Source organism: Devosia sp. P2_G7 (assembly GCF_056403495.1).
This window is the reverse complement of the sequence record NZ_JBFUFI010000024.1, coordinates 1-16,639: the sequence shown is the minus strand read 5'-3', so window position 1 is coordinate 16,639 and position 16,639 is coordinate 1. Positions and strand designations below refer to the sequence as shown.

15 protein-coding genes are annotated in these 16,639 nt (G+C 66.0%); 2 read left to right on the top strand and 13 right to left on the bottom strand.

What is annotated here, in order from left to right:
• Window positions 1–351 precede the first annotated feature (351 nt).
• The 8 genes from AC1DWU_RS22860 to AC1DWU_RS22825 form a co-directional block, all read right to left on the bottom strand.
• Window positions 352–855 carry a F0F1 ATP synthase subunit B family protein gene (locus AC1DWU_RS22860; protein WP_477152323.1) on the bottom strand — a complete coding sequence of 168 codons (504 nt, stop codon included), beginning with the start codon at window positions 853–855 and terminating at the stop codon, window positions 352–354.
• 6 nt (window positions 856–861) lie between these two features.
• Window positions 862–1,506, bottom strand: a complete 645-nt coding sequence (locus AC1DWU_RS22855; RefSeq protein ID WP_477152322.1) for a F0F1 ATP synthase subunit B — start codon at window positions 1,504–1,506, stop codon at window positions 862–864.
• 136 nt (window positions 1,507–1,642) lie between these two features.
• Window positions 1,643–1,870, bottom strand: a complete 228-nt coding sequence (locus AC1DWU_RS22850; RefSeq protein WP_055885023.1) for a F0F1 ATP synthase subunit C — start codon at window positions 1,868–1,870, stop codon at window positions 1,643–1,645.
• 68 nt (window positions 1,871–1,938) lie between these two features.
• Window positions 1,939–2,694 (bottom strand): F0F1 ATP synthase subunit A, encoded by a 756-nt coding sequence (locus AC1DWU_RS22845; protein ID WP_477152321.1) that lies wholly within the window; start codon window positions 2,692–2,694, stop codon window positions 1,939–1,941.
• A 27-nt stretch (window positions 2,695–2,721) separates the two neighbouring features.
• Window positions 2,722–3,111, bottom strand: coding sequence for an AtpZ/AtpI family protein (locus tag AC1DWU_RS22840; RefSeq protein WP_477152320.1), 390 nt, complete (start codon window positions 3,109–3,111; stop codon window positions 2,722–2,724).
• A gap of 203 nt (window positions 3,112–3,314) precedes the next feature.
• Window positions 3,315–6,773, bottom strand: a complete 3,459-nt coding sequence (locus AC1DWU_RS22835) for a chromosome segregation SMC family protein (protein WP_477152319.1) — start codon at window positions 6,771–6,773, stop codon at window positions 3,315–3,317.
• Between the two features lie 24 nt (window positions 6,774–6,797).
• Window positions 6,798–7,457 (bottom strand): DsbA family protein, encoded by a 660-nt coding sequence (locus AC1DWU_RS22830; RefSeq protein ID WP_477152318.1) that lies wholly within the window; start codon window positions 7,455–7,457, stop codon window positions 6,798–6,800.
• 87 nt (window positions 7,458–7,544) lie between these two features.
• Entirely contained in the window at window positions 7,545–8,066 is a 522-nt protein-coding gene (locus AC1DWU_RS22825; protein WP_477152317.1) for a DUF721 domain-containing protein, read from the bottom strand.
• Window positions 8,067–8,129: 63 nt separating this feature from the next.
• Between AC1DWU_RS22825 and AC1DWU_RS22820 the strand changes: the two genes are divergently transcribed.
• Window positions 8,130–9,206, top strand: a complete 1,077-nt coding sequence (locus AC1DWU_RS22820) for an A/G-specific adenine glycosylase (RefSeq protein WP_477152316.1) — start codon at window positions 8,130–8,132, stop codon at window positions 9,204–9,206.
• 64 nt (window positions 9,207–9,270) lie between these two features.
• Here the strand turns inward: AC1DWU_RS22820 and AC1DWU_RS22815 are convergent, their stop codons facing one another.
• The 4 genes from AC1DWU_RS22815 to AC1DWU_RS22800 all read right to left on the bottom strand — a co-directional run bounded on the left by AC1DWU_RS22815 (window position 9,271) and on the right by AC1DWU_RS22800 (window position 13,116).
• Window positions 9,271–10,401: a DNA methyltransferase gene (locus AC1DWU_RS22815; RefSeq protein WP_477152315.1), complete on the bottom strand. Its 1,131-nt coding sequence runs from the start codon at window positions 10,399–10,401 to the stop codon at window positions 9,271–9,273.
• Window positions 10,402–10,671: 270 nt separating this feature from the next.
• The gene (locus tag AC1DWU_RS22810; protein ID WP_477152314.1) at window positions 10,672–11,325 is read right to left on the bottom strand and encodes a ribonuclease HII; all 654 of its coding nucleotides are present in this window, start codon (window positions 11,323–11,325) and stop codon (window positions 10,672–10,674) included.
• 141 nt (window positions 11,326–11,466) lie between these two features.
• Window positions 11,467–12,615, bottom strand: coding sequence for a PA0069 family radical SAM protein (locus AC1DWU_RS22805; RefSeq protein ID WP_477152313.1), 1,149 nt, complete (start codon window positions 12,613–12,615; stop codon window positions 11,467–11,469).
• A 108-nt stretch (window positions 12,616–12,723) separates the two neighbouring features.
• On the bottom strand, window positions 12,724–13,116 hold the full coding sequence (locus tag AC1DWU_RS22800; RefSeq protein ID WP_477152312.1) for a DoxX family protein: 393 nt from the start codon (window positions 13,114–13,116) through the stop codon (window positions 12,724–12,726).
• 110 nt (window positions 13,117–13,226) lie between these two features.
• Between AC1DWU_RS22800 and AC1DWU_RS22795 the strand changes: the two genes are divergently transcribed.
• A complete protein-coding gene (locus tag AC1DWU_RS22795; RefSeq protein ID WP_477152311.1) occupies window positions 13,227–14,105 on the top strand; it encodes a LysR substrate-binding domain-containing protein in 879 nt (292 codons plus the stop codon).
• Here the strand turns inward: AC1DWU_RS22795 and glyS are convergent.
• Window positions 14,102–16,126 (bottom strand): glycine--tRNA ligase subunit beta, encoded by a 2,025-nt coding sequence (glyS, locus tag AC1DWU_RS22790; protein WP_477152310.1) that lies wholly within the window; start codon window positions 16,124–16,126, stop codon window positions 14,102–14,104. The two genes, AC1DWU_RS22795 and glyS, sit on opposite strands and share 4 nt — an antisense overlap.
• Window positions 16,127–16,639: the final 513 nt, after the last annotated feature.

Here is a 16,639-nt window from a genome sequence, read left to right as displayed (position 1 = left end):
GCGTGAGCCTCTTTCATCTGCGGACTACCGCTACGGGGCAAACGCCTCGCCGGTCCCGCTTCGTTCTGTCCGAGAGGGCAGAGTTCTTTGAAAACTCCGAAGCCCACGGGCTGTCGGATGCATCAGTGTGCCTCAGTCACTCCACCCCACCGGCCGTCATGCCGGCGAAAGCCGGGACCCACTGCGCGGACGGCTGGCTTGGCACGGGCCGCGCGGTCCATCACAGCAAGGTTGGACAGTCGACGTAGTGGATCCCGGCTTACGCCGGGATGACATTGAGCATGCGGATACCCGACAAAGGAAAATGCCCGCGTGATGCGGGCATTTCAAACTTCAGCGCTGCAACGAACCTTAGTTCAGCCGGGCCGCCACGTCCTTGATGGCCTGGTCGACCAGCACGTCGCCCTTGGCGGCAACCTGCTTTTCCAGCAGCACGCGGGCGGCTTCGACGGCGAGGTCGGCAGAGCGGGCGCGGACTTCTGCGACGGCCTGGGCTTCCGCCTGGGCGATCTTGTCGGCAACGGCCTTCTCGCGGCGGGCAACCATGGCTTCCAGCGAGGCCTTCGCCTCGGCGGTCAGCCGGAACGCGTCTTCGCGAGCAGCGGTGACGATGTCCTCGGCTTCCTTCTCGGCTTCTTCGCGGCGGCGCGCGTAGTCCTCGAGCAGGGCCTTGGCTTCGGCGCGCAGCGCCTCGGCTTCGGCGAGGTCGGTCTCGATCTTCTTGATGCGCTCATCGAGCATCCCGGTGATCATCTTGGGCACGCCGAAATAGACGACGATGCCGATGAAGATCACGAGGGCGACGGTCGCCCAGATGGTGGCGCCGGTGGTGGCGTCGAACCCGAAGCTCCACATGGTGCCTTACTCCTTGGTGACCGCGGCAACCGCGGCGCGGGCTTCAGCCGCAGTGACAGTACCCGAGATCTTGGCGACCAGCGCCTGGGCCGTCTCGGCTGCGATGCTGCCAACATTGGCGAGCGCCGCGTCCTTGTCGGCCTGGATGCGGGTCTCCGCTTCGGCAACGCGCTTCGAGAGCCCGGCCTCGACGTCGGCACGGCGGCCGTCGATGTCGGCCTTGATCCCGGCGCGGGTTTCCTCGGCAATGCCGTGGGCGTTCTTGCGGGCCTCGGCCAGCGCTGCCTCATAGGCGGCGGCGGCCTTCTCGGTCTCCTGGCGGAGCCGTTCGGCTTCCTTGAGGTCGCCCTCGATGCGGGTGCGGCGCGTCTCGAGGATGGAGCCGATGCGCGGCAGGGCCACGCGGCTCATCAAGAGGTAGAGCGCCGCGAAGGTGATCGCCAGCCACAGCAACTGGCTGCCGAAGCTCGCGGGATCGAAGGGCGGAAACACCTCCGAATGCGCTTCGGTACCGGCATGCGTAGCATCCGTCGCCGCGTGCTCGCCCTCTGTGGCATGCTCGTCGGCAGGAGCGACAACTTGGCCCTCCTGGAGGACGTCGCCACCTTCGGCCTGCGCCACGACAATGATGTTTTGGGCTGAACCCGCCATCTCGAAACCCTTTTGCGGCCGTTAAAGCCCCGGATCGAAACCCGGAGCCCTTATGCACTTCGCGCGCTTCCGAAGCGAAAAGTCTGCAACTTTTCCTGGAAGCGCTTCAGCCGGCTTTGTGCCGCCTGTCGCGAAATCAGACTGCGAACAGGAGGAGCAGAGCGATCAGGAACGAGAAAATGCCCAGAGCTTCGGTCACGGCGAAACCGAAAATCAGGTTACCGAACTGGCCCTGAGCCGCTGCCGGGTTGCGCAGTGCGCCCGACAGGAAGCTACCGAAAATGTTGCCCACGCCGATGGCGGCGCCGGCCATACCCACGGCCGCAATACCCGCGCCGATAAACTTTGCTGCTTCAGCTTCCATTTGTAGTCTGCTCCATTTTGCGACCGATTGGCGACGCTTGCCGTCGCCTCACTGTGAATCGGCCTAGATCAATGCGACGGATGGATCGCATCGTTGATGTACATCGAGGTCAGCACTGCAAAGACGTAGGCCTGCAGGGCCGCCACGAGGAATTCGAGCGCCGTGATCGCCACGGTCATCACCAGCGGCAGCACTGCACCGAGCCAGCCGAGGAAGCCCAGGCTACCCAGCGTCACGATGAAGCCCGCGAACACCTTGAGGGTGATGTGGCCGGCGAGGATGTTGGCGAAGAGACGAACGCTGAGCGAAATCGGGCGCGAGAGGAAGGAAACCACCTCGATCGGCACCACGATGGGCAAGACGTAGCCCGGCACGCCCGACGGCACGAACAGTTTGAAGAACTTCAGCCCGTTCTTGTAGACGCCGTAGAAGATCACGACCACGAACACCAAAAGCGCCAAGGCGAATGTGATGATGATGTGGCTGGTGAAGGTGAAGAAGAACGGGATCATGCCGAACATGTTGGCGACGAGCACGAACATGAACAGCGAGAACACGAACGGGAAGAACTTCATGCCGGCTTTGCCGGCCGAGTCCGACACCATCTTGGCGACGAACTCGTAGAGCATCTCGGAAACCAGCTGCACCCGGTTCGGAACCAGGCTGCGCTTCTGCGTCGAGAGCAGGAGATAGAGGCCGATCACGCCAACCGTCAGCGCCATAAACAGGGCTGAGTTGGTGAAGGAAACGCCGCCCCCGCCAAAGGAGACGATATCGGTGATCTGGAACTGGTGGATCGGGTCGACTTTATTCGGATCGGCCAACTGCTGTTCCCTTTAGGCTTGGAGCCTTCACTCGTCTTCTTCGTCGTCCGGCACGCGCATCGCGGCCGTGGGCGGCGGGGCCGCCCGGTTCATTTCTGCTGCGGAGCGCACCACGTTGAGCACGCCCGCCGCAAAGCCGACCAGCAACATCACCAGCATCAGCCAGGGACTGGTCTTCAGCCACAGATCGAGCAGGTATCCGATACCCGCGCCGACCAGGATGGCCGCGATAAATTCAGACCCGAGCCGCAAGCCACGGCTCAATCCGGTCATGTCCCGGTTCGCCGCGGTCATTTCCGCGTCTCCCGGCACATCCTTGTCGCCCTGCGCACGCTTGATCCGCGCCGCCAGGTCAGAAGTCAAAGGCCCCGGTTTTTCACCACTCGGGGGGCGCTTGGTATTGCGTGACTGAGCCATCCCGCTATCCCCTGCGCCTCCGGGCCGAAAATGGAAGTGGAGCCCCTCGAAGTCGCGGGCAACATAGTGGCGCCCCCCAGCAGTGTCAAGGCTGTGAACTGCGATCTAAGTACTTGAAATCACACGCGTTTCGCTCGGCCTGCACAGGTGTGACATTGAGTCATCGCGACTCTGGCCGCCACTATTGCGGCGATGGTGGGGCATCAGCTCGCGACCCGTACCACCGCTTCGGCGCTTTTGAGGTCGACCGAGACCAGCTGGCTGACGCCGCGCTCGGCCATGGTGACGCCGAACAGGCGGTCTACGCGGGCCATGGTAATCGGATTGTGGGTGATCACCAGGAAACGCGTTTCCGTCCGCTCTGTCATCATGTCGAGCAGGTTGCAGAAGCGTTCGACATTGGCGTCGTCGAGCGGTGCATCGACCTCGTCGAGCACGCAGATCGGCGCCGGATTGGTGAGGAACACCGCAAAGATCAGCGACATGGCGGTGAGCGCCTGCTCGCCACCCGAGAGCAGCGTCATAGTCGAAGGCTTCTTGCCCGGGGGGCGCGCGAGGATCTCGAGCCCGGCTTCCAGCGGATCGTCGCTCTCGACGAACTGCAGTTCGGCCGTGCCGCCGCCAAACAGCGAAGTGAACAGCTCCTGGAAGTGGGCGTTGACCTTCTCGAACGCCTCGTTGAGGCGCTGGCGGCCTTCGCGATTGAGGCTCTGGATGCCGCCGCGCAGTTTTGCGATGGCGGCGATCAGGTCGTCGCGGTCGGTGACCATCAGGTCGAGCTTCTCGCGGACTTCCTCCGATTCCTTCTCGGCCCCGAGGTTCACGCCGCCGAGCCGCTCGCGCTCGGCCTTCAGCCGGTCGACCTGCGATTCGACCTGGGGCTCGGCGGGGAGGGCATGCTCGGGCCTGATGCCGGCGAGCTGGGCGGTCTGCGAGGCCTCGATGTTGAGCGTCTCGTGCACCTGCCGCTCGATCTGGTGGCGCTGTGCGATGAGGCCCTTGATGCGCTCCTCGACCCGCGCCAGTTCGGCTCGGAAGCCGGAGAGCGCGTCATGCGCCAGCCGCTGCGCCTTGTCGGCATCGCGGAAGCGGGCGTCGCCGACGCTCAGCGCATCGGTCGCGGCCTTGTGCGACTCGCGGGCCACGGCGATCTCGGCGTCTAGCTGGCGGCGGCGCTCGGCAAGGCTCTCGGGCGAGGCCTGCAGCGCGACGATCTGCTCGCGGACTTCGGCGGTGCGGGAATCGAGAGTCGCGAGCTGACCCGCGGCGCCTTCGCGGCGGCGGGACCAGGCGGTGACGTCAGCCGCGATCTGGGTGAGGCGGGAGCTGCGCATCCGCGCCGCCGTCTCGAAGCCACCGAGCTTCAGCCGGGCCTGGTCGGCTTTTTCGCGGAGGCCGGAGAGCAGGGACTGGCGCGAGGTCGCGAGGGTTGCGGCTTCAGTCTCGTCGCCCGCCTCGGCTAGCAGGCGCTCGGCCTCAGTCACGGCGGCGACGGCCTCGGCGAGGCTGGCGTCGAGCCGGGTGCGGGTTTCCTCGAGCGCCACCTGCCGGGCGGCGAGATCGCTGATGGCGCGCTGCGCCTTGTCGACCTCGGCCTGGGCGACAGAAATCTCGCGCTGGGCGTTGCGCCACGCCTCGCGCTTCTGCCGCTCGTCGGTGCGGGCGGCGTTCAGCGCTTCGGTGACCGCGGCGGCATCGGCGCGGCGGCTGTTGCGACGGGCCCGCGCCTCCTCGACCTCGGCCTCGAGTTCGGCGAGCCGGTTGCGCTGCGCTAGCCGCTCGGCGGCCGCGGTCGGCGCATCGGCGGCGGCAACGAAGCCATCCCAGCGCCAGAGCCCGCCTGCCTTGGTGGTGAGCCGCTGGCCGGGCTGTAACTGCGCCATCAGCCGCGCTGCATCGGCAGCATCGACGAGCCCGATCTGGTCAAGCCGGCGCTTGAGCAGCGGGCTGCCGGAGACGAACTGCGACAGCGGCGTGGCGCCGGCAGGCAAAGCGGGGTCGCTGCCGGAGGTAGCACCGGCCCAGTGCAGCGGTGCGCCGGCATCGGTCGAGGCATCTAGATCATCGCCGAGCGCAGCGCCGAGGGCGGTTTCGTAGCCCGTGGCGACCTTGAGCTGGTCGACCACCGCAGGCCACTTGCTGGCGCCGCTGTGGTTGAGGATGCGGCTGAGCGTCTGCGCCTCGGCCTCGAGCCGGTTCAGCGCTGCTTCGATCTGCTGCAGCTCCGGGCGCAGCGCATCGGCAGCGGTTTGCGCCCCGGTGGCGGCGGACTCGGCAGCGACGGCAGCCGTTTCGGCGGCCTTGGCATTGTTCTGCGCGGTCTCGAGTGCCGCGCGCCGGGCGTTGAGCGTTGCGTCGGCGCCGAGCGTCCGCGCCAGCTGCTCGGCTTCGCGCGCCACATCGGAAATCTGCGTTTCGAGCCGGGTCACCCGCGAGCGGGCTTCGGCGACGCTGCGCTCGGCGGCGCCGCGACGGGCCCGCAGCTGCGCCAGCGCATCGGCGGCGGCGCGCGCCTCGGCTTCGGCCTTGGCGACCTCGGCCTGCGCGGCCTCGGTTGCGGCGCGTGCCGCTTCCAGTGCCTGCTGTTCGCCGGCCGCTTCGGCTTCGAGGCGCGTGCGTTCCTCGCTTGCGGCCTTCAGCGCCTCGTCGCTTTCGCCGACCAACGCGCGCTCGCGCACCGCATCCTGCTCGATCTGCTTCAGCCGCTCACCCAGCTCGTTGAGGCGGGCCTCGGCGCGGCGGGCTTCGCTGTCGAGCTGTTCGGCGAGAATAGTGAGGCGCTGCAGCACGGCGCCGGCAGCGGCTTCGCTGTCACGCAGCGGCCCCAGCGCCTTGTCGGCGAGGAACACCACCTTCTGCGCTTCGAGTTCGACGTGCTGCGCCTCGGCGAGATCGCGCACCAGCTTTGCCTGCGCGGCCTCGGCATCCTTCTCGTTGAAGCGTGCGGCGATCCAGCGAATGTGGAACAGCGTCGCTTCGGCCTTGCGGATATCGCCCGACAGCGCGCGATAGCGGATGGCGAGACGCGCCTGCCGCTTCAGCGTTTCGAGCTGCTGCTCGACCTGGGCGATGACGTCGTCGACGCGTTCGAGGTTTTGCTCGGCAGCTCGCAGCCGGAGCTCCGCCTCATGCCGGCGCGAATGGAGGCCGGAGATACCCGCCGCTTCTTCGAGCAGCGCGCGGCGCTGCTGCGGCTTGGCGGCGATCAGCTCGCCGATCTGGCCCTGGCGAACGAGGGCAGGGGAGTGCGCTCCGGTCGAGGCATCGGCGAACAGCAACTGGACGTCGCGCGCCCGCACTTCCTTGCCGTTGACCCGGTAGACCGAGCCTTCCTCGCGCTCGATCCGCCGGGTGACTTCCAGCACATCGGCGTTGTTGAGTGGCGCTGGGGCGGTGCGGTCGGAATTGTCGAGGACGAGGGTGACTTCGGCGGTGTTACGCCCCGGCCGGCTGCCCGAGCCCGAAAAGATCACGTCGTCCATGCCCGACGCGCGCATCGCCTTGTACGAGCTTTCGCCCATCACCCAGCGCAGCGCCTCGACGAGATTGGATTTGCCGCAGCCGTTCGGCCCGACAACGCCGGAAAGACCGGGCTCCAGATAGAGCTCGGTCTGATCGCAGAAGGATTTGAAGCCGTGCAGCTTGAGGCGCGTGAATTTCATCGCGCGCCCCGTAGGGGCCGCGTCTTAACCGAGCAGCGGATCGATTTCGGCCTTGAGAGCCTCAAGCGAGCTTTCCCCAGTGATCATCTTGCCGTTGATGTAGAACGTCGGCGTACCCTGGAGCTTGAACTCGTCCAGCGCCTGATCCCGCATCGCTTCCAGTCCCTTGAACAGGTCCTGATTCGTCAAGGCAGCGTCGTAGCTTTCCTTGGTAAAACCGAGCTGCTGGGCAATTGCGAAGATCGCGTCGTTGGGGGTCTGCGACGCTGCCCACTGATCCTGGGTCCGGAAGAAAGTGTCGACGACTTCGTGATACTTCTCGGGACCGGCGGCCTCGGCGAGCATGAACACGACTGCATCCAGCACGTTGCGCATGAACGGGCGCGGGATGAACTGGATCTTGTTGGTGTCGATGTATTCGGTCTTGAGCTGCGGATAGACCGTGTTGGCGAACGCGGCGCAATGCGGGCAAGTCGGCGACAGGTACTCGATCAGGGTAACCTTGGCGTCCGCCGGCCCGAGCGGGTGATCGGCGATGCCGCCAGCGGGGGCCATCAGCTTGGCTGCGTCGAACTGCTGCGCCATTGCGCCGGTGGCGCCGAACAGGAAGGACGCGCTGGTCCCCGCCGCTGCGGCGACGACAGCTGCGCCGGACCCGATGAGAATGTTGCGACGGTTGGCCACGAGTTTCACTCCGTTTTTTCGTTGCTCGCCCTAATATCGGGGCACACTAGGCCGGGCAAGTTCAACCGGCGATGAACATTCCGAGAGCTATCGGGCCTTTTTGCGGGCGATCGCCTGGCCGAGTTGTCGCAGGGCATCGCGCATGTCCGGATCGCTCACCCGCTCGACGGTGCGGCCGATGCGGGCGCGGGTGACTTCAGGCAGGGCAGGGGTAGTTTCGGGTATCGCATCCTCGATGGCGAACGGCTCGGCGCTGAGCCGCACCTGGCCAACGAGGAAGTAGCCAAAATACCGGTTGATCGATGCCGCCACCCGCTGACCCTCATGCGCCAGCGCCAGTGCGTGGCCTGGGTGGCAGCGGAGATAGAGCGTCGCGCCCTCGGCGCCCTTTTCACCGCGCGGCCAGTTGAGCTTGTCCGGCCGGGTGACCTTGTCGTAGGGCGCCGGCGCGATGGTCGACCAGTGCGTGAGGATGTCGCGGCTTGCAAAGCCGCGCTTCTTCAGCGCCGGATCGAGCACGCCACCCAGCGCTTCCGCCACGCCGACGGCGCGGTTGAGCCGCTTGGGCGGTGCGTCGTCCTTGGGCTTCGATTTCGGTTTGTCCGCCACTGGTAACAACTTCCCGTCGCCGCTTGCGCCACACGCTCCGCCGCGCCATCTGTGGCCGCTATCATGTCAAAAGCCTTAGCCCCGCAAAACCCCGTGCCGCTCGATGCGTCGGCCGTGCTTGCCTGGTACGACCGGCATGCGCGCACCCTACCATGGCGGGTGAGCCCGGGCGACAGGGCACGTGGTGTCGCCGCCGATCCGTATCGCGTTTGGCTCAGCGAGATCATGCTGCAGCAGACCACCGTCGCGGCGGTGGGGCGATACTATGCGCGGTTCCTGCATTTGTGGCCGACGGTTGCTGACTTGGCGGCCTCGCCACTCGAGGCGGTGCTCGTCGAATGGGCGGGCCTCGGCTATTACGCCCGGGCACGAAACCTTCATGCCTGCGCCAGGGCGGTCGTGGAGCGGTTCGGCGGCCGGTTTCCGACGACGTCGGAGGAACTGCTGACGCTGCCGGGGATCGGGCCCTACACCGCAGCGGCGATTGCGGCGATCACCGGCGACGAGCGGGTCGCGGTGGTGGACGGCAATGTCGACCGGGTGGTAGCGCGCTACCTGGCGCTGGATGTGCCGGTGCGTGATGCCAAGGATCTGGTGCGCGGCACGGTGCAGGCTGTGGTGCCCGAGCGTGCCGGGGACTTCGCGCAGGCGCTGATGGATCTGGGCGCCACCATCTGCGCGCCGCGCAATGCCACCTGCATGCTGTGTCCGATCGAGCCGGGCTGCCGCGGCGCAAAACTCGATCCGTTGCTCTATCCGGTCAAACCGGAGAAGGCCGACCGGCCGACCCGCTATGGCCACGCCTTCGTCATGCGCGATGCGGATGGCGATGTTTACCTGCAGACCCGCGCCGAGAAGGGCCTATTGGCCCAGATGACCGAGACGCCGGTATCCGACTGGACCCCGGTCAAGCGGGAGGTCGCGCATCCGGTGAAATCGGACTGGCGCTATCACGGGCAGGTCATCCACGTGTTCACCCACTTCCGGCTCGAGCTCGACGTGTGGTCGGCGGTGGTGCCGGACCCGGCCGAACTCAAGGCCGGCTGGTGGGCCGATCCGCGCGAACTCGACGCGGAGGCACTGCCGAGTGTGTTCCGCAAGGTGCTGGCGGCGGCCGGCTTGGAGTGGACCGAAAAATGAAAGCCGCCGGCACCTGAGTGGATGCCGGCGGCGAGCGCAGCCTGAGTTGAATTGGAGGTCAGATTCAGGCCGAAAGTCGTTCCATCTGAGCGCGCACCTGGGTGCGCAGGTCATCGATGGGGGCGAGACGGCTGCCCTGTCGGGCATGCCAGAAAGTCCAGCCGTTGCAGGCTTCGGCGCCCTGCACGAGTGCACCGACCCGGTGGATCGAGCCCATGTGGTCGCCCGAGACCAGCGAGCCGTCGGCCCGTACCAAGGCGCTGTAGCGCTGGCGGTCGTCGTAGAGTTCGGTGCCCGGCTCGATCAGGCCCATCTCGACCAGTGAGCCGAAGGCGACGCGCGGGGCGGAGCGCTTGGGGACGGCGGTCTCGATGGTCGCGGCGTTGAGCGGGCGGATCGAGGCGATGCGCTTCAGCGCGCCGGCGATGTAGGTGTCCTCACGCTCGATGCCGATGAAGTGACGGCCGAGTTTCTTGGCCACGGCGCCGGTGGTGCCGGTGCCGAAGAACGGGTCGAGCACCACGTCGCCGGGCTTGGTCGTTGCGCTGATGACGCGATAGAGCAGGGCTTCCGGCTTCTGCGTCGGATGCAGCTTCTCGTCGTCCTCGTCCTTCAGGCGCTCGGCGCCGGTGCAGATCGGGAACAGCCAGTCCGAGCGCATCTGCACGTCGTCGTTGGCCTGCTTCATCTGCTCGTAGTTGAAGGTGACGCGGCTTTCGCGATCCTTCGCCGCCCAGATCAATGTCTCGTGCGCATTGGTGAACCGGGTCCCGCGAAAATTCGGCATCGGGTTGGCCTTGCGCCAGATCACGTCGTTGAGCAGCCAGTAGTCGAGGTCCTGCAACGCGGCGCCGACGCGGAAAATGTTGTGGTACGAGCCGATCACCCAGATGGCGCCATCCGGCTTCAGGATGCGCCGCGCGGCCTTCAGCCAGGCGCGGGTGAAGATGTCGTAGTGGGCGAAGCTGTCGAACTTGTCCCAGGCGTCATCGACGCCATCGACGCGCGACTGGTCCGGCCGGGTGAGGCCCTGGTCCAGCTGCAGGTTGTAAGGCGGGTCTGCGAATACGAGGTCAACCGAGCCGGCCGGCAAGGCATTCATGTGCTTGATGCAATCGCCCACAAGGATGGTGTCGATGGGGAGCTGGCTCCCCTCCGCATTGGCGGAAGCCGCCATACGCGCGGTACGCAACATAACTCGAACCCTGACGCAGTACTAACGGGATCGGTTGTAAGGCGTTAGGGTTAAAGGGGATTTAAGCTTCACGGTTAGCGAGGAGTTAAGAAGCGAATACGTGGTTGGCGTGCGACACGCCGCGCACCTCCTTCTGTGCTTACCCACCGCCGTCATTCCCGCGAAGGCGGGAACCTAGTGCGGTGCGGCGACGCAAGTGGAGGCTGAGATATCCCACTGGTCCCCGCCTTCGCGGGGATGACGCCGGCGGGAGGATGCTGTGATCTGGCCTCAGGCGGCGATTGTCTTCATCCGCTGCGCCTGGATGCACGGCGCGAAATCCATGCGGTGGTGGCGGCCCGGGCCATGCGTGGTCAGTGCTTCGAGATGCTGCGGTGCAGCGTAGCCCTTGTGGCTTGAAAAGCCGAACTGCGGCTCTTCGTAGTCCATGATCAGGCACATCCGGTCGCGAGTGACCTTGGCGACAATCGACGCTGCGGCGATCGACACCGAGCGGCCGTCACCGCCGACGATGGCTTCGCCGGGGCAGGGCAGATCCTTGGGCAGCTTGTTGCCATCGACGAGGATGTGGTCGGCCTTCACCTGCAGGCCCAGCACGGCCTTCCGCATCGCCCATAGCGATGCCTGCAGGATATTGAGCTGCGCGATGATCGTCGGCGGCGCCACGGCGATCGAGACGATCGCCGACGCCATGATCTTCTCGTACAGAACTTCGCGCTCGGCCGCGGTCAGAACCTTGGAGTCGTTGAGCCCCTCCGGGACGCGGCGATGGTTGAGGATCACTGCCGAGACCACAACCGGCCCGGCCAATGGCCCGCGGCCAACCTCATCGACCCCACAGACGAACTTCGCGCCGCGCCTGATGGCGGCGCGTTCGAACTTGAGCGTGGGCTTGCTGGCGATAACAGGCGAATCGGGAGGCATGTCCTCAAGCATCGCCAGTTGGGCCGGCGACGCAAGCGGTACCGCTATCACATCAGTTGACTGCCCCGTTGGCTCGCTCTTTTGCATCACCCGCAGCTACCACCGACGCGAGGCGGATATGGGGCGAGTATCGTACGCGTTTCAGAATAGGCTCATCTGCCCATCATCCACTGTCGGCGGCGTGAACAGATCGCTGCGCAGCGACGCGATCGGCTTGTCCAGCTTGTAGCGACTCTTGGCCAGGTCGACCCGCTGCCGAAGCAAGGTGGCGTACGGCCCCTCGCCGATGAAGCGGGTACCGAAGTTGGGGTCGTTGTCCTTGCCGCCGCGGGTGTCGCGCACGAGGCCCATCACGTGGCTGACGCGATCCGGGAAATGCCGCAGCAGCCATTCGCGGAAGATGTCGCGCACCTCGCCCGGCAGCCTCAGCAGGATGGCGTTGGCGCCGACAGCACCCTGCGCCGCGCCGGCGTCGAGGATGCGCTCGAGCTCCATGTCGTTGATTGCCGGGATCATCGGCGCGGCCATGACGATCGTCGGGATGCCGGCTTCCGACAGCAGCCGAACGGCCTCGAGGCGCTTCTCGGGAGTGGACGCGCGGGGCTCCATCTTGCGGGAAAGGATGTGGTCCATGCTGGTGATCGACAAAGCCACGCGCACCAAATTCTGTTCGGCGAGCGGCTTCAGGATATCGAGGTCGCGGCAAACCAGCGCCGACTTGGTGGTGATGGTCACCGGGTGCTTGGTCTCGAGCAGCAGTTCGAGGATGCCGCGGGTCAACTTGTGCTTCCGCTCGGCCGGCTGGTACGGGTCGGTATTGGTGCCCATGGCGATGGGCTTGGGCTTGTAGCGCTTGTCGGCGAGTTCGCGCCGCAGCAGGTCGACGGCGTTGGCCTTCACATAGATGTCTCGCTCGAACTCCAGCCCAGCCGAATGGCCGAGATAGGCGTGCGTCGGCCGCGCGAAGCAATACGAGCAACCGTGCTCGCAGCCGCGATAGGCGTTGATCGAGCGATCGAAGCCGATGTCGGGGCTTTCGTTGCGGGTGATGATCGACCGGGCGCGCTCGACATGCTCGATGGTTTCGAACGGCTTCAAATCCTCGACCTGCCCCCATCCGTCGTCGAAGTCCTCGCGGCTCTGCTTGTCGAAGCGGCTGCCCTTGTTGGTCTGCGCGCCGCGTCCGCGATTGAGCGCCGGATCGACGAACTTGCGCGCGATCAGGTCGGCGTCGCGGGTGCCGCTCAGCTTTTCCAATTGTTCGAATGACGGGGCGACGCGCATGGCCATGAGACATCTCCAACGATCCGGGCGACGACTCGCCACCCGGGTAACGTTCCGTTAGGAATAGCAGTTGCACGAGAACAGAACAAGAACAAACAGGCGGGGATAAGTTTGTCAGATGCCGAGCAGGCCGCGGCGTCCCCACAACACGAAGGCCGAGAGCAGCAGCAGGATGAGGTTCATGCCGAGCGTCATCCGGGTTTCGCCGCGCCGGCCGTGAAAGCCGTTAGCGAGGAACTGCAGCACGACGGAACCGAGGGCGGCCAGCGGGGTGAGGAACGGCAGGATGCCGGTCGCGAGCGGCAGGATGAGGCCGAGGCCGGCGGCCGTGTCGACGCCGCCGATGAAGCGCACGAAGCTTGGCTGCACGTCGCCTGGCCAGCGCATCATTCCGGCGAGTTGCGGAATTGGCCGCGTCGCCTTCATCAGGCCGGCGAACAGATAGAAGGCGCCGGTGACGATGGCGGCCGCCCAGAGCCAGAAGTCCATTGAAGTCAGGAAGTTCATTTATCAGATCCCACAGACGGGGCAGCCCGATGCTGCCCGTGTTGGGCGGAAAGTGATTGAATGGCCGTCATCCCACAATCTGGATAGTGATGGAAACATCGTGCGGGATCATGCATAATCCTCCGATGGTCCTCGAAGGCATCGACGTGTTCGTTCGGGTCGTTCAGGCCGGCACTTTCGCTGCCGCCGCGCGCCTGCTCGGCATACCGACCACCACGGTTTCGGCCCGCATCGCGAGGCTCGAGGAGCGGCTCGGCGTGACGCTGATCCAGCGCTCGACTCGCCGGATGCATGTCACCGAGGCCGGCGAGGCATATTTCGCCCACTGCATTCGGGCGCTCGATGCGCTCGAAGCGGGAGAGAGCCAGCTGGCCGCGGCCGGCAGCGAGCCATCCGGCTTGCTTCGCATCACCGCAGCCTCTGACATCGCCAGCACGGCACTGCCACCGCTTTGCGAGCTGTTTCTCGCCAAATACCCCAAGGTCGATCTCGACCTCGTGGTCACCAACCGGCAGGTGGACCTGATCGGCGAGGGCGTCGATCTCGCGATCCGTGCCGGTCCGATGCGGGACTCGACGATGCTCAGCCGCAAATTTGCCTCAGGCATCCTTGGCCTGTGGGCGAGCCCGGACTATCTCGATCGGTCCGGTACGCCGGCCACGGTCGCGGACCTGGCCGACCACCAGATCATCACGTTCTCGCGCATGCCCGAGAGCTTCAAGCTGATCTCCGGGAGCGAGCAATTCTCGCTGCCCACCAACACCCGCATCCGCGCCGACGACATGCAGACCATCCGCACCTTCGTCTTGCGCGGCGCGGGGATCGGGCTGCTTCCGGATTTCGGCGCCGTCGCGCCGGAACGGCCGCTCGTCCGCGTCCTGCCCGCCTTCAGCACCGAGCCGGCGAACGTGTTCTTCGTCTATCCGGCGCAGCGATTCCTGACGGTGAACGTGCGGGCGTTCATGGAGTTGGCGCGGGCAGAGACCTAGCCTGCGACCTTCGAGAAGTCCGCCACCAGCCGCATCGTGTCGCGCAGCTTGGTGAGGAGGCTCAGGCGGTTGACGCGGACGGCGGGATCGGGATCGTTGACCAGTACGGCTTCGAAGAACTTGTCGACCGGCTGGCGCAGGGTCGCGAGCGCCGTGATGGCGCCCTGATAGTCGTTGGCGGCGACCTTGGCCGCGACGGCGGCATCGGCCTTCATGATGGCGTCGGCGAGCGCGATTTCCTCGTCGAGCTTCAGCTGCTCTTCGGCCACTGGCTGGTCATAGCTGCGCTTGTCCTTCTTTTCCTCGATCGAGAGGATGTTGGCGGCGCGGCGATAGCCGGCGAGGAGGTTCACCCCGTCGTCCGACCCGAGAAGCTGGCCCAGCGCCTCGACGCGGCGGGTGATCTCGAGGATGTCGTTGCTGTCCTTGCCGATCACGGCGTCGACCAGGTCGTGGCGGGCGCCGGCGTCACGCAGCGTTACCTTGAGGCGGTCGTGGAAGAAGCTGAGAAGATCCGGCTCCACCTGGAGCGGGAACGTAAGCTTGTTGTCGGTGACGATGCGGATCACCCCAAGCGCCGCGCGGCGCAGCGCGAACGGGTCGCGCGAGCCGGTGGGCTTTTCGTCGATCGACCAGAAGCCGGTCAGCAGGTCGAGCTTGTCGGCCAGCGCCACGGCAATGGCCACCGGCTCAGCGGGCACCAGATCGGTGGGACCGAGTGGCTTGTAGTGGTCGGCCACGGCATTGGCGATGGCCGAGGGCTCGCCCTGGGCCAGCGCGTAGTAGCGGCCCATGGTGCCCTGCAACTCGGGGAACTCGCCGACCATTTCGGTGGTGAGGTCGGCCTTGGCCAGCATCGCGCCACGCTTGGCCTGTTCGGCATTGGCGCCGACCTGCGGGGCGATCTCGGCGCTCAGCTTCACCAGCCGCTCGACGCGCTGGAACTCGGTGCCGAGCTTGGCGTGGAAGATGCGCTGTTCGAGCTTGGGCAGGCCATGCTCGAGCGGCAGCGCCAGGTCCTGGTTGTAGAAGAAGCGGGCGTCCGACAGGCGGGCGCGGATGACGCGCTCATTGCCGGCAACGATGGTCTTGCCGCCGTCTTCGGCCACCTGGTTGGAGGTGATGATGAAGAACGGCGCCAGTTTGCCGGAGCTGTCGCGCAGGCAGAAGCATTTCTGGTTGGCGCGGATGGTGGCGATGATCGCTTCTTCCGGCACTTCCAGGAAGGCCGGGTCGAACGACCCCATCATCACCACGGGCCATTCGACGAGGCCGGCGACTTCCTCGAGCAGGCCCTCGTCGTGGATGACGGTGAGTCCCTGCGCGAAGGCGAGGTTGTCGGCATCGGCGCGGATGATTTCCTTGCGCCGGTCGATGTCGAGCACGACCTTGGCCTTCTCCAGCGCCTGCACGTAGTCGTCGAAGCGGCGCACGCGGATCGCCTGCGGGGCGAGGAAGCGATGGCCGTAGGTGGTCTGGCCGGCGACGACGGTGTTCGACTTGAACGAAATAACCACCGGCTCTTCGTTCTCGGCGCCGAAGGTCGCGGTGATGGCGCGCAGCGGCCGCACCCAGGTAAGCCCGCCATTGCCCCACTGCATGGATTTCGGCCAGTCGAAGCCGGTGATCACCTTAGGCAGGAGCGTCGCGAGGATATCGCTGGCGTCGGCGCCCTTCTTGTCGATATGCGCGACGTAGAACTCGCCCTTCTTGGGATCGGACTCGATCTTCGCCTCAGCGATGGAGCTGAGGCCGGCGGCCTTGAGGAAGCCGTCGATCGCCTGCTGCGGCGAGCCGACGCGCGGGCCTTTGCGCTCTTCGCGGGTATCGGGGGAGCGGGCAGGCAGGCCGGTTACCGTAAGGGCGAGACGGCGCGGGGTCACGAATGCCTTGGCGCCCTCATAGACCAGGCCCGCGTCGACCAGCGCGTTGGTGACGGCCTTCTTCAGGTCCTCGGCGGCCTTGCGCTGCATGCGCGCAGGGATTTCTTCCGAGAACAGTTCGACGAGGAGTTCGGGCATGGGGATAACCGGGCGTTTGAAAGCGCGGTTTGCCTAGCAAGGGTAGGGGAGATTGTCCATTGCGGGACGCAAGCTGATGCATCCGACAGCCCTTGGGCTTCGGAGTTTCAAAGAGCCGTTCCCGGTAGGGAACGAAGCGGGACCGGCGAGGCGTTTGCCCCGTAGCGGTAGTCCGCGAATGAATGAGGCTCACGCCTCGCCGGCCGGCCGGGGTTTTGGGCCTATGCCACCAGTGCCGGGGCGCATCCCCTGCCGCATCGCGAGAACGATGGGACCTCGGTCGGCGGCCGGAATGCCAGCACCGCCTTCGTTGCTCCCGCCCGGCTCATGCGTGCCAGGCTTCGTCCCTTGGGCCACTCCGCATCGAGCGACCCTCGCGTGATAGCGGCTTGACCGGCGAACCGGTCCTTGCCGTGATGGTTTCCGCCTGAACTGCAGCGACCCGCAGCCCACCCGGTCTCCCCCGCACCAACCACTCGTCATGATCTCGCTTCGGTGCAGCGGAGCAGCGGA

What these genes read in the sequence shown, in the direction of transcription:
- AC1DWU_RS22860 (WP_477152323.1), bottom strand. Translation starts at nt 855, where the DNA reads ATGTGGAGCTTCGGGTTCGACGCCACCACCGGCGCCACCATCTGGGCG.
- AC1DWU_RS22855 (WP_477152322.1), bottom strand. Translation starts at nt 1,506, where the DNA reads ATGGCGGGTTCAGCCCAAAACATCATTGTCGTGGCGCAGGCCGAAGGT.
- AC1DWU_RS22850 (WP_055885023.1), bottom strand. Translation starts at nt 1,870, where the DNA reads ATGGAAGCTGAAGCAGCAAAGTTTATCGGCGCGGGTATTGCGGCCGTG.
- AC1DWU_RS22840 (WP_477152320.1), bottom strand. Translation starts at nt 3,111, where the DNA reads ATGGCTCAGTCACGCAATACCAAGCGCCCCCCGAGTGGTGAAAAACCG.
- AC1DWU_RS22835 (WP_477152319.1), bottom strand. Translation starts at nt 6,773, where the DNA reads ATGAAATTCACGCGCCTCAAGCTGCACGGCTTCAAATCCTTCTGCGAT.
- AC1DWU_RS22820 (WP_477152316.1), top strand. Translation starts at nt 8,130, where the DNA reads ATGTCAAAAGCCTTAGCCCCGCAAAACCCCGTGCCGCTCGATGCGTCG.
- AC1DWU_RS22815 (WP_477152315.1), bottom strand. Translation starts at nt 10,401, where the DNA reads ATGTTGCGTACCGCGCGTATGGCGGCTTCCGCCAATGCGGAGGGGAGC.
- AC1DWU_RS22810 (WP_477152314.1), bottom strand. Translation starts at nt 11,325, where the DNA reads ATGCCTCCCGATTCGCCTGTTATCGCCAGCAAGCCCACGCTCAAGTTC.
- AC1DWU_RS22805 (WP_477152313.1), bottom strand. Translation starts at nt 12,615, where the DNA reads ATGGCCATGCGCGTCGCCCCGTCATTCGAACAATTGGAAAAGCTGAGC.
- AC1DWU_RS22800 (WP_477152312.1), bottom strand. Translation starts at nt 13,116, where the DNA reads ATGAACTTCCTGACTTCAATGGACTTCTGGCTCTGGGCGGCCGCCATC.
- AC1DWU_RS22795 (WP_477152311.1), top strand. Translation starts at nt 13,227, where the DNA reads ATGCATAATCCTCCGATGGTCCTCGAAGGCATCGACGTGTTCGTTCGG.
- glyS (WP_477152310.1), bottom strand. Translation starts at nt 16,126, where the DNA reads ATGCCCGAACTCCTCGTCGAACTGTTCTCGGAAGAAATCCCTGCGCGC.